At 67.0% G+C, this 13,941-nt stretch carries 16 protein-coding genes; all 16 read left to right on the top strand.

The window, feature by feature from the left end; all coding sequences use genetic code 11:
* The first annotated feature begins 150 nt into the window (after window positions 1-150).
* Window positions 151-789, top strand: a complete 639-nt coding sequence (gene parA / locus RT567_RS00960; RefSeq protein WP_125999902.1) for a ParA family partition ATPase — start codon at window positions 151-153, stop codon at window positions 787-789.
* Window positions 786-1,040, top strand: a complete 255-nt coding sequence (locus tag RT567_RS00965; protein WP_125999903.1) for a hypothetical protein — start codon at window positions 786-788, stop codon at window positions 1,038-1,040. Before parA ends, RT567_RS00965 begins: the two co-directional genes overlap by 4 nt.
* On the top strand, window positions 1,037-1,558 hold the full coding sequence (locus RT567_RS00970) for a DUF2840 domain-containing protein (RefSeq protein WP_125999904.1): 522 nt from the start codon (window positions 1,037-1,039) through the stop codon (window positions 1,556-1,558). The genes RT567_RS00965 and RT567_RS00970 overlap by 4 nt, the downstream gene beginning before the upstream one ends.
* Entirely contained in the window at window positions 1,555-2,100 is a 546-nt protein-coding gene (locus tag RT567_RS00975; RefSeq protein ID WP_125999905.1) for a S26 family signal peptidase, read from the top strand. Before RT567_RS00970 ends, RT567_RS00975 begins: the two co-directional genes overlap by 4 nt.
* A gap of 46 nt (window positions 2,101-2,146) precedes the next feature.
* Window positions 2,147-2,494: a DUF736 domain-containing protein gene (locus RT567_RS00980; protein ID WP_125999906.1), complete on the top strand. Its 348-nt coding sequence runs from the start codon at window positions 2,147-2,149 to the stop codon at window positions 2,492-2,494.
* Window positions 2,495-2,497: 3 nt separating this feature from the next.
* A complete protein-coding gene (locus RT567_RS00985) occupies window positions 2,498-3,259 on the top strand; it encodes a lytic transglycosylase domain-containing protein (protein ID WP_125999907.1) in 762 nt (253 codons plus the stop codon).
* Window positions 3,260-3,503: 244 nt separating this feature from the next.
* Complete coding sequence (locus tag RT567_RS00990) at window positions 3,504-5,243, top strand: relaxase/mobilization nuclease domain-containing protein (protein ID WP_125999908.1); 1,740 nt, start codon at window positions 3,504-3,506, stop codon at window positions 5,241-5,243.
* Between the two features lie 26 nt (window positions 5,244-5,269).
* Entirely contained in the window at window positions 5,270-7,255 is a 1,986-nt protein-coding gene (locus RT567_RS00995) for a conjugal transfer protein TraG (protein WP_125999909.1), read from the top strand.
* Window positions 7,256-7,264: 9 nt separating this feature from the next.
* Complete coding sequence (locus RT567_RS01000; protein WP_037520549.1) at window positions 7,265-7,696, top strand: hypothetical protein; 432 nt, start codon at window positions 7,265-7,267, stop codon at window positions 7,694-7,696.
* A gap of 217 nt (window positions 7,697-7,913) precedes the next feature.
* Entirely contained in the window at window positions 7,914-8,849 is a 936-nt protein-coding gene (gene trbB / locus RT567_RS01005; RefSeq protein WP_409516131.1) for a P-type conjugative transfer ATPase TrbB, read from the top strand.
* Window positions 8,846-9,178 carry a TrbC/VirB2 family protein gene (locus RT567_RS01010; protein WP_037455233.1) on the top strand — a complete coding sequence of 111 codons (333 nt, stop codon included), beginning with the start codon at window positions 8,846-8,848 and terminating at the stop codon, window positions 9,176-9,178. The genes trbB and RT567_RS01010 overlap by 4 nt, the downstream gene beginning before the upstream one ends.
* On the top strand, window positions 9,178-9,459 hold the full coding sequence (locus tag RT567_RS01015) for a VirB3 family type IV secretion system protein (RefSeq protein ID WP_008827607.1): 282 nt from the start codon (window positions 9,178-9,180) through the stop codon (window positions 9,457-9,459). Before RT567_RS01010 ends, RT567_RS01015 begins: the two co-directional genes overlap by 1 nt.
* 11 nt (window positions 9,460-9,470) lie before the next feature.
* Window positions 9,471-11,927 (top strand): conjugal transfer protein TrbE, encoded by a 2,457-nt coding sequence (trbE, locus tag RT567_RS01020; RefSeq protein ID WP_125999911.1) that lies wholly within the window; start codon window positions 9,471-9,473, stop codon window positions 11,925-11,927.
* Window positions 11,924-12,694, top strand: a complete 771-nt coding sequence (trbJ, locus tag RT567_RS01025) for a P-type conjugative transfer protein TrbJ (RefSeq protein ID WP_099648633.1) — start codon at window positions 11,924-11,926, stop codon at window positions 12,692-12,694. The genes trbE and trbJ overlap by 4 nt, the downstream gene beginning before the upstream one ends.
* Before the next feature lie 10 nt (window positions 12,695-12,704).
* The gene (gene trbK-alt, locus RT567_RS01030; RefSeq protein WP_037520714.1) at window positions 12,705-13,070 is read left to right on the top strand and encodes a putative entry exclusion protein TrbK-alt; all 366 of its coding nucleotides are present in this window, start codon (window positions 12,705-12,707) and stop codon (window positions 13,068-13,070) included.
* A gap of 4 nt (window positions 13,071-13,074) precedes the next feature.
* Window positions 13,075-13,941: P-type conjugative transfer protein TrbL (gene trbL / locus RT567_RS01035; protein ID WP_313573689.1), on the top strand; the 867-nt coding region annotated here is incomplete at its 3' end.

Genomic DNA, 13,941 nt, shown 5'->3' on the forward strand with positions numbered 1-13,941 from the left:
CTATCGGGGACCGGAATCGTCGATTCCTCGCGCTGAATCAGCAGCTTGCGAGCCCCGTAACTTATCTAACCTAGATTCCTACGGAATCTTTCTAACGCAACGGCCGTTCTCGGCCGCTGTGGACGAGTCCCCGATCGCCGGGAGACCGTCATGATCGTCGCCCTCCTCAATCAGAAGGGCGGTGTCGGGAAGACGACGCTCGCCCTCCATCTCGCCGGCGAATGGGCTCGCCGTGGACAGCGTGTCACGCTGATCGACGCCGACCCACAGGGCTCGGCCCTCGACTGGTCGCAACAGCGCAGCCGGGAGGGGCTGGAGCGGTTGTTCGGTGTCGTCGGCCTGGCCCGCGACACGCTCCACCGTGAAGCGCCGGAGCTGTCCCGCGACGTCGACCATGTCGTGATCGACGGCCCGCCCCGTGTCGCGGGGTTAATGCGCTCGGCGCTTCTCGCGGCCGATCTCGTGCTGATCCCGGTTCAGCCGTCGCCGCTCGATGGCTGGGCGTCGGCCGAAATGCTGGCGCTGCTCGGCGAGGCCCGCATCTATCGCCCCCAGCTCGCCGCGCGCTTCGTGCTGAACCGGTGCGCTGCCCGCACGATCCTGGCGCGCGAGACCGCCGAAACGCTGGCGGATCACGACCCGCCCTTGCTCTCGACCACAATCGGCCAGCGCATCGTCTTTGCCGACGTTGTGCAGACCGGCCGGCTCGCCGCCGAGCAGGACGAGGATTGCCCTGGCGCGCGCGAGATCGCCGCGCTCGCGGCGGAAGTCGCGAGGATCGGCGCATGAGCGAGCGGTCCCCGAAGCGCAGCTTTGCGGCGCGTCCCGCCGATCCCGAAAGCTGGATCAAGGCGCCCGATCGCCACGCGCCCCGCGGCCAGCCCGCCGAGGATTTCTCGGCCCGGCTGACGATCGACGTAACCGCCGACATGCGGGGCCGCATCAAGATCACCGCCTTCCAGCACGGCCAGACCGTCGCCGACATGCTGCGTGCGCTGTTCGAGCGCGAATTCCCACCCCCGTCAGGAGAAGGACAATGACCGGCCTTGTCGCCGCGCCAAAACGCGTCGGCCGTGCTGCCGCCGAGCCGCCGCCCGAAGCGTTCACCCAGGTCGAACTCGTCTGGATCGAGAAGCAGACGGAGCACTGGGTCCGCTTCGGTCGCGAGCGGCGCGAGCAGATCCTCGACCGCCGCCGCCGCATCCTCTTCTTCCCTCCCGGCAGCGTCCTCGCGCTGGTGCGCTGGGCGGCGAACGAACACGGCACCGTGGTCTCGCGCCTCGACATCCTGCGCACGGTCGAGTGCGACGCGCCGTGTCAGACCGTCCCGACGGTGACGCCCGGCGCAGAGGTCCTGCTGCACGTCGATGGCTGGCCGAAGGTGGAGCGCATGCTCCAGCTCATCGACGCCATCGAGGCGCGCGGCATCGACCCGATCGAGGTCTCGCCGGACCATTGGCGCCATGTCCACAACCGGATGACCATCGGCGAAACACCGCGCGCCTATGGTCCTCGCCAGCATCGCGCCTTTCTCCTGCGTCGGGAGATCGGCGCATGACCCGGCTTACCTACGCCATCGTCACGACGGCGGCCGTCTCGCTTATCGGCGTGGCTTCGATCGCTTCGTTCGCGCCGCGCCTAATCTGGAACGCGTCCGCCAGCACGCCGGTCGGCTTCTACACAATCGGCGATGTGGGCGCGCTCGACGTGACCGATCTGGTGGCCGTCGACGCGCCCGAGCCGCTCGCAACCTTCCTGTCCGATGGCGGCTACCTGCCGCGCGGCTCGCCGCTTTTGAAGCGCGTCGCCGCGGTCCCGGGTCAGCGCGTTTGCCGAACCGGGCTCGCCATCACCGTCGACGGCGTGCCGATGGGCGACGCGCTCGATCGTGATCGTCGCGGTCGCCCGCTCCCCGTGTGGCAGGGCTGCCGGTTGGTCGCGAACGGCGAGCTGTTCCTGATGAACTGGCAAGTCCGCGACAGCCTCGACGGTCGCTACTTCGGGCCGCTTCCGGCCACCGCCGTGATCGGCCGGGCCACCCCTCTCTACACCGACGAGGACGGCGATGGCCGCTTCGTCTGGCGCGCGCCGACGCGGTGACGGCGCGCCCATGACCCTGTCCACCGCACTCTGAAGGAGACGAGCAATGCCCGTAATCGGACAATTCATACGCGAAAATGATGGCTTCATCGGCCATCTGACGACGCTGTCGCTGCATCAGGACATCATCATCGTCGCGGCCGAGCCGTCCGACGCTGAGAACGCGCCGGACTACCGCGTCCATGTGCTCGACACCATGAGCAACGAAACCGGCGCGGAGATCGGCGCGGGCTGGAAGCGCACCGGCGAGAAGGCCGGCGACTACGTCTCGCTGCAACTCGACGATCCGACCTTCGACCACCCGATCCGCGCCAACCTGTTCCAGTCGGCCGACGACAAGTCCGCCTGGAGTCTGCACTGGAATCGACCGCCGAAGCGCGGCGAGCGGGACTGAGCGATGCCCGCCGCGCGCATCAAGCCTGTCGTCGGAGGGAGGATCGCCCTCCGACGTGCAGCCCTCTTTCTCCTTTCCGGCCTGATCCTCGCGGCACCGGCCGCAAGCACTGCCTACGCCCAGCAGGCGCAGGTCGAGCGGCCATCACGCAGCGATCCCTATGGCACTTACATCGCCGAGGCGGCGCAGCGGTTCGGCATTCCAGAAGCCTGGATACGCGCCGTCATGCGCGTCGAAAGCGCAGGCGATGTGCGCGCCATCTCTTCGGCTGGCGCAATGGGCCTGATGCAGATCATGCCCGCCACTTGGGCCGAACTGCGCGTCCGGCATCGGCTCGGCGGCAATCCCTACGATCCGCGCGACAACATTCTGGCCGGGGCTGCGTATCTGCGCGAAATGCATGATCGCTACGGATCGCCCGGCTTTCTGGCGGCCTACAACGCGGGCCCGGGCCGCTACGAAGAGTATCTCGCGGGCCGCCCATTGCCGGCTGAAACGCGCGCCTATGTCGCGACGCTTGCCTCCATTGTCGGCGGCGGTGAACTCACCGGACCCGTCACGGTGGCGGCCGCCGATCCGCTCGCCTGGACGCGGGCGCCGCTCTTCGTCGTGCAGTCGGCCGGCAGTGGACCTGCCGTGCCGTTGCAGTCTGAGGGAGAGTCAGACGCCACCACGACGGCGGCCCCGGAGCGCGATCAAGGCCCGGTGGCTTCGCGCCCCGATGGCCTTTTCGTTGCCCGAAGCGTCTCTGGTGGCCCGCGATGATCGCGTTCGCACCTCCTCGCACTGTGGCGTGTTCTGGCGGACGAAAGGCGGTCCGGGGAGGAGGAGCAGTCAGCACAACCGCACGATGGCGAGATAAAAGCCGGCGATGTGCGGCTTGGTGCGGTCGTGTGTTTTCAGGGACTTATGACGCATTTGCGCGAGGTGCGCCTGATCGGCGCAGCCTGCGCATTCGCCATTTCGCCAAGAATTTCCGCGCGATTGCGCGGTGTGCGGGGCCTCGGCGATGAGCGGCGAGGACGATTTCCGCATCCGGCCTGGCCGCATCCGCTCGACCCGAGCGCAGCAGGCACGGCCCTTCATCGCCCAGGCGCTCGCGGCCGCACAGCGGGCCGGCGGACGCGTCTCACGCTCCGGCCAGATCAGCGCGGGCAATCGCTCACGGTTCGGACGCGGCCAGCGCGCGACCGTGCAGGCCAACCGATTGCTCACGAGCCGATCGCGCAACGTCGTCATCAAAACGCGCGTCGTCCGGCACACCACTCGCTCGGCGCCGCTCAGCGCCCACCTCAGCTATCTCCGGCGCGAGGGCGTGACCCGGGATGGGGAGAAGGCTCGGCTGTTCGGTCCCGAGACCGAGGACGCCGATCCGAAGGCCTTCGCCGAGCGAACCCAGGACGATCGGCATCACTTCCGCTTCATCGTCTCACCCGAGGACGCGACGGAGATCTCCGACCTCAAGACCTATGCCCGCGACCTGATGGGGCAGATGGAGAAAGACCTCGGCAGTAGGCTCGACTGGGTCGGCGTCGATCACTGGAACACCGACAATCCGCACGTCCACATCATCCTGCGCGGGCGCACCGATGACGGCCAGGACCTCGTGATCTCCCGCGACTACATCAAGGAGGGCATGCGCGCCCGCGCGCAGGATCTCGTCACCCAGGAGTTGGGGCCGCGCACCGAGCAGGAGATCCGGCGCAACCTGGGGCGTCAGGTCGAGGCGGAACGCTGGACCGATCTCGATCGCCAGATCGCCCGCGACAGCTATCGCACTGGCGTCGCCGACCTCGCCCCACATCCCGATCGGCAGCCAGACGAATTCCACGCGCTGAAGGTCGGTCGGCTGCGCAAGCTGGAGACACTCGGCCTCGCCGATCAGGTCGGTCCCGGCCAGTGGGTCGTATCGGAAAATGCCGAGAAGACGCTGCGCGCGCTTGGCGAGCGCGGCGACATCATCAAGCGCATCCACCGCGGCCTGACCGAACGCGGCATCGAGCGCGGCGCCGCGAGCTACGTGCTCGCTGGCGAGAGCATCGACGATCCGGTCATCGGCCGGCTTGTCGATCGCGGTCTCGATGACGAGCTGAAGGGTACGGCCTATGCCGTGGTCGACGGCACCGATGGGCGCACCCACCACATCAGACTGCCCGACCTCGATGCCGCTGGCGACAGCGCCCCAGGCTCGATCGTCGAGCTGCGCAAGTTCGATGACGCGCAGGGTCGGCGCCGCGTCGCTCTCGCCATCCGCTCCGATCTCGACATCGAACGGCAGATCGGTGCGGTCGGCGCCACCTGGCTCGACCGGCAGGCGATCGCGCGCGATCCCGTCGCGCTCGGAAGTGGCGGCTTTGGCGCGGAGGTGCGTCAGGCGATGGACCGCCGTGCCGACCATCTCATCAGCCAGGGCCTCGCCGAGCGGCAGTCGCGCGGCGTTAGCTTTGCTCCGGGGCTGATCGACCAGTTGCGCCAACGCGAGGTCGAAGCGCTCGGGGAGAAGCTCACTGCCGAGACCGGGCGGACATTCACGAAGGCCGGAACGGGCGACTATGTGGCGGGCACCTATCGGCAGCGCTTCGCGCTCGCCTCGGGCCGCTTCGCCATGATCGACGACGGCCTCGGCTTCCAGCTCGTGCCCTGGTCGCCATCCCTCGAACGCCAGCTCGGCCAGCACATCTCCGGCGTCTCGCGCGGAGGCGGCGGCGTCGACTGGAGCTTCGGCCGCAATCGCGGCCTCGGCATGTAGCCCAAACAAGAAAGGAGTGCCCCGCCATGTCGGCGACGAAGATTCTTTGGGGCCAGATCCTCACCGTCTTCCTGATCGTGTTGATGACGACCTGGGGCGCGACGCAATGGACTGCCTACCGTTTCGGTTTCCAACCCCAGCTCGGGCAGCCATGGTTCGAGCTCGCCGGATGGCCGATCTACTATCCGCCCGCCTTCTTCTGGTGGTGGTACTTCTACGATGCCTATGCGCCGCCGATCTTCGTCGAAGGCGCCTATATCGCCGCGTCGGGTGGCTTCATCTCCATCGCGGTCGCGATTGGCATGTCAGTGTGGCGAGCACGCGAAGCGAAGAACGTCGAGACCTATGGTTCGGCCCGCTGGGCGCGCCCTGACGAGTTGAAGGCCGCGGGCCTGCTCGGTCCAGATGGTGTCGTGCTCGGCAAACACGAGCGTGACTATCTTCGACATGACGGCCCCGAGCATGTGCTGTGTTTCGCGCCGACGCGTTCCGGCAAGGGCGTGGGCCTGGTGGTGCCCTCGCTCTTGACCTGGCCGGGCTCGGCGATCGTCCATGACATCAAGGGCGAGAACTGGACGCTGACCGCCGGCTATCGCGCTCGGCATGGCCGCGTGCTGCTCTTCGATCCAACGAACGCGAAGTCGGCCGCCTACAATCCGTTGCTCGAGGTGCGACGCGGCGAATGGGAAGTCCGCGACGTGCAGAACATCGCCGACATTCTGGTCGACCCGGAAGGTTCGCTCGAGAAACGGAACCACTGGGAGAAGACGTCGCACGCACTTTTGGTCGGGGCAATCCTCCACGTCCTCTATGCCGAGGCCGACAAGACCCTCGCCGGCGTCGCCGCTTTCCTGTCCGATCCGAAGCGGCCGATCGAGTCGACGCTCGCGGCGATGATGAAGACCGCCCATCTCGGCGACGCGGGCCCGCACCCGGTGATCGCCAGCGCGGCGCGCGAGCTGCTCAACAAATCCGACAACGAGCGATCCGGCGTGCTGTCGACTGCGATGTCTTTCCTCGGCCTGTATCGCGATCCCGTCGCGGCCGAGGTCACCCGGCGCTGCGACTGGCGCATCGCCGACATGGTCGGCGGCAAGCATCCGACCACGCTCTACCTCGTGGTCCCGCCATCCGACATCAACCGGACCAAACCACTGATCCGGCTGATCCTCAACCAGGTCGGACGCCGGTTGACCGAGGATCTCCAGGCCAAGAGCAACCGCCATCGGCTGCTACTCATGCTCGACGAGTTTCCCGCGCTGGGCCGCCTCGACTTTTTCGAGAGCGCCCTGGCGTTCATGGCGGGTTACGGCCTGAAGGCGTTCCTAATCGCTCAGTCCCTGAACCAGATCGAGAAGGCCTACGGTCCGAACAACTCGATCCTCGACAACTGCCATGTTCGGGTCAGCTTCGCGACAAATGACGAGCGGACCGCGAAACGCGTTTCGGATGCGCTCGGCACCGCCACCGAGATGAAGGCGATGAAGAACTATGCCGGCCACCGGCTATCGCCTTGGCTCGGCCACATGATGGTGTCGCGCTCTGAGACCGCCCGACAGCTTCTGACGCCGGGGGAGATCATGCAGCTTCCCCCTTCCGATGAGATCGTCATGGTCGCCGGCATTCCGCCGATCCGGGCGAAAAAAGCGCGATATTATGAGGATCAGCGGCTTCAGGAGCGCATCTTGGCTCCGCCGACCCTGACGAAGCCGAGGACAGGTCAAGCCGACGACTGGAGCAAATTGGCGCTGCCGTCAGCGCCCGATCTCCACGCACCGATCGCCGCGCAGGAGGCGTCGGACGATGATCCGACAGAATCCGAGCGTCGCCATCAGCCCGAACTCAGCCGAACGAAGACCGTCGAGCGCAAGGCAGTCATCGAGAACGAGTTCGAAATCGATCCTCGGGATGACGTCGAGGAGGATGCCGCGCGCCTCAGCCGCATGACCCAGACCATGCGCCAGGTCGCCCGTCAGGCATCGCTCGACCCGGGCGACGGGATCGAGTTGTAGGGGGCGGCCGTGACGAAGCCTCTCAAGAAACAGCGGCTGTCGGTCTATCTCGATCCCGATGTGATGAAGGCGCTCGCCGCGCACGCCGCGCGGCGAGACCTATCCCTGTCGCTGGTCGCAGAAGCAGGCATCGCCTCCTTCTTGTCGCCTGATGCCGCGGAACGGCAAGAGGCGGCCACCACTAAGCGGCTCGACCAGCTCGATCGTCGCATCGCGCGGATGGAGCGCGATCTTGGCATTTCAGTCGAGACGCTCGCCGTGTTCATTCGCTTCTGGCTGACGTCCAATCCGCCACTGCCAGAGCCGGCACAGGTTGCGGCGCGCGCCAAGGCCGCCGAGCGCTACGAAGCTTTCGTCACCGCCCTTGGCCGACGACTCGCGCAAGGACCGAAGCTCAGGCAGGAAATCGCGGAAGACATTCCCGCGCGCGACGCGGAATAATCACTGATCTACGCATCGCAAGTATTCGGGCGTTCCGCCGTTTCCCTGTCTTTGTACGCCACAGTACGACGACCACATTATGGTTGTTGTCAGGCCATGATTTCTGCCTCTTCTACTCATCCCCGATCCAGGGCCGCATGTCGCGGTCCCGCAAGAGAACGGGGACGACGTGGCGGCCACTCACCAGAAATCGGAAGCGATCCTTCGCGGTGCGCGCATGCTGCGCACAGCCCTCGGGTCCGCGATCGCCACGTTTCTGGAAGATCCCGCGATCGTCGAGGTGATGCTCAACCCCGATGGGCGGCTCTGGGTCGACCGGCTTTCCGAGGGGCTTTCCGATACGGGTGAGCGACTGTCGCCGTCAGACGGCGAGCGCATTATCCGCCTCGTCGCCCATCACGTCGGCGCCGAAGTTCATCCGGGTGCCCCGCGTGTCTCGGCCGAACTGCCCGAGACGGGGGAGCGGTTCGAGGGGCTGTTGCCCCCCGTGGTTTCCGCGCCGGCTTTTGCGATCCGCAAGCCGGCCGTCGCCGTGTTCACGCTCGACGACTATGTCGCCGCCGGGATCATGGCGGCGGCTCAAGCCGAGACCTTGCGCCAGGCGGTTGCCGATCGGCGCAACATCCTCGTCGCCGGCGGCACCTCGACCGGCAAGACCACGCTCACCAACGCACTGCTCGCCGAGGTCTCCAAGACCTCGGATCGCGTCGTCCTGATCGAGGACACCCGCGAGTTGCAATGCGCGGCACCCAACCTCGTCGCGATGCGCACGAAGGACGGCGTCGCCTCGCTCTCCGATCTCGTCCGTTCCTCGCTTCGCCTGCGCCCCGACCGCATTCCCATCGGCGAGGTGCGCGGCTCCGAGGCGCTGGACCTCCTAAAGGCCTGGGGCACCGGCCACCCCGGCGGCGTCGGGACCATCCACGCCGGCACCGCCATCGGCGCGCTCCGCCGCATGGAGCAGCTCATCCAGGAAGCCGTCGTTACCGTCCCGCGCGCGCTGATCGCCGAGACGATCGATCTCGTCGCCGTGCTCTCCGGCCGGGGCGCGTCGCGCCGCCTGGCCGAACTCGCCCGCATCGAGGGCCTCGGCCCCGACGGCGACTACCGCGTCACCCCCGCAAGCCAGCCCGTCACAGGAGAACCGTCATGATTAAGCATGCCCTGCGCATCCGCCGCCACATCGCCACGGCGGTGTCGGTCACCTTCCTCACACTCGCCCTGGCGCCGGCCGCCCATGCGTCGGGTTCGTCGATGCCGTGGGAGGCGCCACTTCAGTCGATCCTTGAATCGATCGAGGGGCCGGTCGCCAAGATCATCGCCGTGATGATCATCATCATCACCGGTCTGACGCTCGCCTTCGGCGATACGTCCGGTGGCGCTCGTAAGCTGATCCAGATCGTGTTCGGCCTGTCGATCGCCTTCGCCGCGTCGAGCTTCTTCCTGTCCTTCTTCTCGTTCGGCGGCGGGGCGCTCGTCTGATGGCCGACGGCGCGGATCATGGCGGCGAACTGCCGGGCTTCTCAGTCCCGGTCCACCGGGCGCTGACCGAGCACATCCTGCTCGGCGGCGCGCCGCGTTCGCTGGCCATCCTGAACGGCACTCTGGCCGCCGCGCTCGGCCTCGGCCTGCGCCTCTGGCTGGTCGGCCTCGGCCTCTGGGCCGTCGGGCATTTCGCGGCCGTCTGGGCCGCCAAGCGCGATCCCCAGTTCGTCGACGTCGTGCGCAAGCATCTGCGCATCCCCGGCCACCTGTCGGTCTGAGGAGCGACGCGATGATGAACCTTGCCGAGTATCGCAACCGCAACACCCGGCTCGCCGACTACCTCCCTTGGGTAGCGCTGGTCGGCGAAGGCATGGTGCTGAACAAGGACGGGAGTTTGCAGCGCACGGCGCGCTTTCGCGGCCCCGACCTCGACAGCGCCGTACCGGCCGAGCTGGTCGCCGTCGCCGGCCGGCTCAACAATGCCTTTCGTCGCCTCGGTTCCGGCTGGGCGATCTTCGTCGAGGCGCAGCGCCATGGCGCCGCCACCTATCCGGCCAGCATGTTCGCCGACAGCGCTTCCGGCCTGGTCGATGCCGAGCGCAAGGCCGACTTCGAGGAAGCCGGCGCGCATTTCGAGTCGAGCTATTTCCTGACCTTCCTCTATCTGCCACCGGCCGAGGACGCCGCCCGCGCCGAGACCTGGCTCTACGAGGGTCGCGATCATGCCGGCGTCGATGCGCACGAGGTACTGCGCGGCTTCGCAGACCGCACCGATCGCATCCTTCAACTCATCGACGCCTTCATGCCGGAATGTGCCTGGCTCGATGACGGCGAGACGCTGACTTATCTGCATTCCACCGTCTCGACGAAGCGGCACCGCGTCCGCGTCCCCGAGACACCGATGTATCTCGACGCGCTACTCGCCGACCAGCCGCTGACCGGCGGGCTGGAGCCGCGCCTGGGCGATGCGCATCTTCGCATCCTCACCATCGTCGGCTTCCCGACCGCGACCACGCCCGGCATCCTCGACGAGCTGAACCGACTGGCCTTTCCCTATCGTTGGTCGACCCGCGCCGTCCTCCTCGACAAGACCGACGCGACGAAGCTGCTGACCAAGATCCGGCGGCAATGGTTCGCCAAGCGCAAGTCGATCGCTGCCATCCTCAAGGAGGTGATGACCAACGAGGCCTCGGCACTGGTCGACACCGACGCGGCGAACAAGGCAGCCGACGCCGACATGGCGCTGCAGGAGCTGGGCGCCGACTATGCCGGCCAGGCCTATGTGACGGCGACGATCACCGTCTGGGACGACGATCCGCGCATCGCCGCCGAGAAGCTGCGGATGGTCGAGAAGGTCATCCAGGGCCGCGACTTCACCGCGATGCCCGAGACGATCAATGCGGTGGATGCCTGGCTCGGCAGCCTGCCGGGCCATGTCTACGCCAATGTCCGGCAACCGCCGATCTCGACACTGAATCTCGCCCATATGATCCCGCTGTCGGCGGTGTGGGCGGGACCGGAACGGGACGAGCACTTCGACGCACCCCCACTGCTTTACGGCAGAACCGAAGGCTCGACCCCGTTCCGGCTTTCCATCCATGTCGGCGATGTCGGCCATACGCTGATCGTCGGCCCCACCGGCGCCGGCAAGTCCGTGCTGCTGGCGCTGATGGCGCTGCAATTCCGGCGCTATGCGCAATCCCAGGTGTTCGCGTTCGACTTCGGCGGCTCGATCCGCGCTGCCGCACTCGCCATGCGCGGCGACTGGCATGATCTCGGCGGTGGGCTTACCGAAGGATCGGACGACAGCGTGTCGCTCCAGCCGCTGGCCCGCATCGACGACGTCGCCGAGCGGGCCTGGGCCTCCGACTGGCTGATCGCGATCCTGGGGCGCGAGAGCGTTGCCGTCACGCCCGAGGTCAAGGAGCACCTCTGGTCGGCGCTGTCGTCGCTCGCCTCCGCACCGATCGCCGAGCGGACTCTGACGGGCCTGTCGGTCCTCCTCCAGTCCAACGACCTGAAGCAGGCGCTTCGACCCTATTGCGTCGGCGGTCCCTACGGCCGGTTGCTCGACGCCGAGACCGAGCATCTGGGCGAGGCCAATGTTCAGGTCTTCGAGACCGAAGGTCTGATCGGCACCGGCGCTGCCGCCGCCGTGCTCGCCTATCTCTTCCACCGCATCGAGGATCGCCTCGACGGTCGCCCAACCCTGCTGATCGTCGATGAAGGCTGGCTCGCGCTCGACGACGAGGGCTTCGCCGGCCAGCTCCGCGAATGGCTGAAGACCCTGCGCAAGAAGAACGCCAGCGTCATCTTCGCCACGCAGTCGCTCTCCGACATCGACGGCTCGGCGATCGCCCCAGCCATCATCGAAAGCTGCCAGACCCGCATCCTGCTCCCGAACGAACGCGCGATCGAGCCGCAGATCACCGCCATCTATCGCCGCTTCGGCCTCAACGATCGCCAGATCGAGATCCTCGCGCGCGCGATGCCCAAGCGCGACTATTACTGCCAGTCCCGCCGCGGCAACCGGCTCTTCGAGCTGGGTCTGTCGGACGTAGCGCTGGCGCTCTGCGCCGCCTCGTCGAAGCAGCACCAGGCGCTGATCGCCGCGGTTCACGCCCGCAGCGGCACGGATGGTTTCCTTGCCGAATGGCTTGGCGAGAACCGGCTCGGCTGGGCCGCCGACCTCATCGCCGACCTCACCAACATCACCCCCCAAACCGATCCGGAGGCACGCCCATGACCCGTTCCGTTCGTTCCCGCTCACGCGCGCTGCGCATCGGCGCCGCGCTCCTTGCCGCGCCGCTCGCGCTGTCGCCAATCTTCGCCCCGCCGGCCGCCGCACAGTGGATCGTCTATGATCCGACCAACTATGCGCAGAACGTCCTGACGGCGGCGCGCACGCTCCAGCAGGTCAATCAGCAGATCACCCAGCTTCAGAATGAAGCGACCATGCTGATAAATCAGGCCCGCAATCTCGCGAGCTTGCCATACTCCTCGCTCCAGCAGCTTCAGCAGTCGGTGCAGCGCACCCAGCAACTTCTCGCGGAGGCGCAGGGCATCGCCCTCAACGTCCAGCAGATCGACCGTGCGTTTCAGACCACCTATGGCAACGCGTCGATGTCGGCGTCCGATCAGGCGCTCGTCGCGGGAGCGCGCGAGCGCTGGCAGAACACGGTCGGAGGCTTGCAGGACGCCATGCGCGTGCAGGCCGGCGTCGTCGGCAACATCGACACCAATCGCGGTGAGATGACGGCGCTCGTCGGCCAAAGCCAGGGCGCGACCGGCGCGCTTCAGGCGACGCAGGCGGGCAATCAGCTTCTCGCCCTGCAAGCACAACAGCTCGCCGACCTCACCGCCGTCGTTGCCGCCAATGGCCGCGCACAGAGCCTCTCCGAGGCCGAGCGGGCGGCAGCGGCCGAACAGGGCCGCGAACAGCGCCGCCGCTTCCTGACGCCGGGCACGGGCTACCAGCCCGGCAACGCCCGCATGTTCCCGAACGGCAACTGAGGACATGGTCATGGACGGCAAGATGCTCGCGCGGCTTGGCGCCGTCGTGTTCGTCGCGGTCGCGGTCACCGCGACCGCGATCGAGATGACCCGCAAGGAGGAAGCGCCGGCGGCCTGGCCATCCGGCCGCTCTACCCAGGCTCAGGCCGATCCCCTGCGTGACGAATTGATCCGCTGCCAGTCCCTTGGCGAAGCGGGGCCGCGCGATCCGGGGTGCCTCCGAGCCTGGGCAGAGAACCGTCATCGCTTTCTCGCGCCCGGCGCTCGTCCGATGGAGCGTCTCCCCGAACCGCCTCCGCCGAATGCGATTCCGCGCGAGATCCCCGACAATCCGATCCGCCGTGAAAGCGCGCCCCAGCCCGACGAGGCACGGTAGTATCATGGGCGGCACCGGCGTCATCGACCACTTCCTCGAGGTCTTCACCCGCTACATAGACAGCGGCTTCGGCCTGCTTAGCGGCGAAGTCGCGTTCATCGCCACAACGCTGATTGTTATCGACGTGACGCTAGCGGCGCTGTTCTGGAGCTGGGGCGCCGACGACGACATCATCGCACGGCTGGTGAAAAAGACGCTGTTCGTCGGGGTCTTCGCCTACATCATCGGCAACTGGAACAATCTCGCTCGGATCATCTTCGAGAGCTTCGCAGGCCTTGGCCTGAAGGCCAGCGGCACGGGCTTCACGACAGCCGACCTTCTGCGCCCCGGCAAGGTCGCTCAGACCGGGCTCGACGCCGGACGGCCGCTGCTCGATTCGATCTCCAGCCTGATGGGCTACTGGTCGTTCTTCGAGAACTTCATCCAGATCGCCTGCATGTTCCTGGCCTGGGCTCTGGTGCTGCTCGCCTTCTTCATCCTCGCCATCCAGCTCTTCGTCACACTCATCGAGTTCAAGCTGACGACGCTCGCCGGCTTCGTGTTGATCCCGTTCGGCCTGTTCGGCAAATCCGCCTTCATGGCCGAACGCGTGCTCGGCAACGTCATCTCATCCGGCATCAAGGTCCTGGTCCTCGCCGTCATCATCGGCATTGGCTCTACGCTGTTCTCCGAGTTCACATCCGGCTTCGGCGGCCAGAACCCATCTATTGACGAGGCTATGGCGATCGTGCTCGCCGCTCTGTCGTTGCTTGGCCTCGGCATCTTCGGTCCCGGGATCGCGAGCGGCATCGTCTCCGGCGGTCCTCAACTCAGCGCCGGCGCCGCCGTCGGCACAGGCCTCGCCGCAGGCGGCATGGTGGCGGCAGGCGTC

The organism is Brevundimonas sp., from assembly GCF_032107865.1.
GTDB lineage: Bacteria > Pseudomonadota > Alphaproteobacteria > Caulobacterales > Caulobacteraceae > Brevundimonas.

What these genes read in the sequence shown, in the direction of transcription:
- parA (WP_125999902.1), top strand. Translation starts at nt 151, where the DNA reads ATGATCGTCGCCCTCCTCAATCAGAAGGGCGGTGTCGGGAAGACGACG.
- RT567_RS00965 (WP_125999903.1), top strand. Translation starts at nt 786, where the DNA reads ATGAGCGAGCGGTCCCCGAAGCGCAGCTTTGCGGCGCGTCCCGCCGAT.
- RT567_RS00970 (WP_125999904.1), top strand. Translation starts at nt 1,037, where the DNA reads ATGACCGGCCTTGTCGCCGCGCCAAAACGCGTCGGCCGTGCTGCCGCC.
- RT567_RS00975 (WP_125999905.1), top strand. Translation starts at nt 1,555, where the DNA reads ATGACCCGGCTTACCTACGCCATCGTCACGACGGCGGCCGTCTCGCTT.
- RT567_RS00980 (WP_125999906.1), top strand. Translation starts at nt 2,147, where the DNA reads ATGCCCGTAATCGGACAATTCATACGCGAAAATGATGGCTTCATCGGC.
- RT567_RS00985 (WP_125999907.1), top strand. Translation starts at nt 2,498, where the DNA reads ATGCCCGCCGCGCGCATCAAGCCTGTCGTCGGAGGGAGGATCGCCCTC.
- RT567_RS00990 (WP_125999908.1), top strand. Translation starts at nt 3,504, where the DNA reads ATGAGCGGCGAGGACGATTTCCGCATCCGGCCTGGCCGCATCCGCTCG.
- RT567_RS00995 (WP_125999909.1), top strand. Translation starts at nt 5,270, where the DNA reads ATGTCGGCGACGAAGATTCTTTGGGGCCAGATCCTCACCGTCTTCCTG.
- trbB (WP_409516131.1), top strand. Translation starts at nt 7,914, where the DNA reads ATGCTGCGCACAGCCCTCGGGTCCGCGATCGCCACGTTTCTGGAAGAT.
- RT567_RS01010 (WP_037455233.1), top strand. Translation starts at nt 8,846, where the DNA reads ATGATTAAGCATGCCCTGCGCATCCGCCGCCACATCGCCACGGCGGTG.
- RT567_RS01015 (WP_008827607.1), top strand. Translation starts at nt 9,178, where the DNA reads ATGGCCGACGGCGCGGATCATGGCGGCGAACTGCCGGGCTTCTCAGTC.
- trbE (WP_125999911.1), top strand. Translation starts at nt 9,471, where the DNA reads ATGATGAACCTTGCCGAGTATCGCAACCGCAACACCCGGCTCGCCGAC.
- trbJ (WP_099648633.1), top strand. Translation starts at nt 11,924, where the DNA reads ATGACCCGTTCCGTTCGTTCCCGCTCACGCGCGCTGCGCATCGGCGCC.
- trbK-alt (WP_037520714.1), top strand. Translation starts at nt 12,705, where the DNA reads ATGGACGGCAAGATGCTCGCGCGGCTTGGCGCCGTCGTGTTCGTCGCG.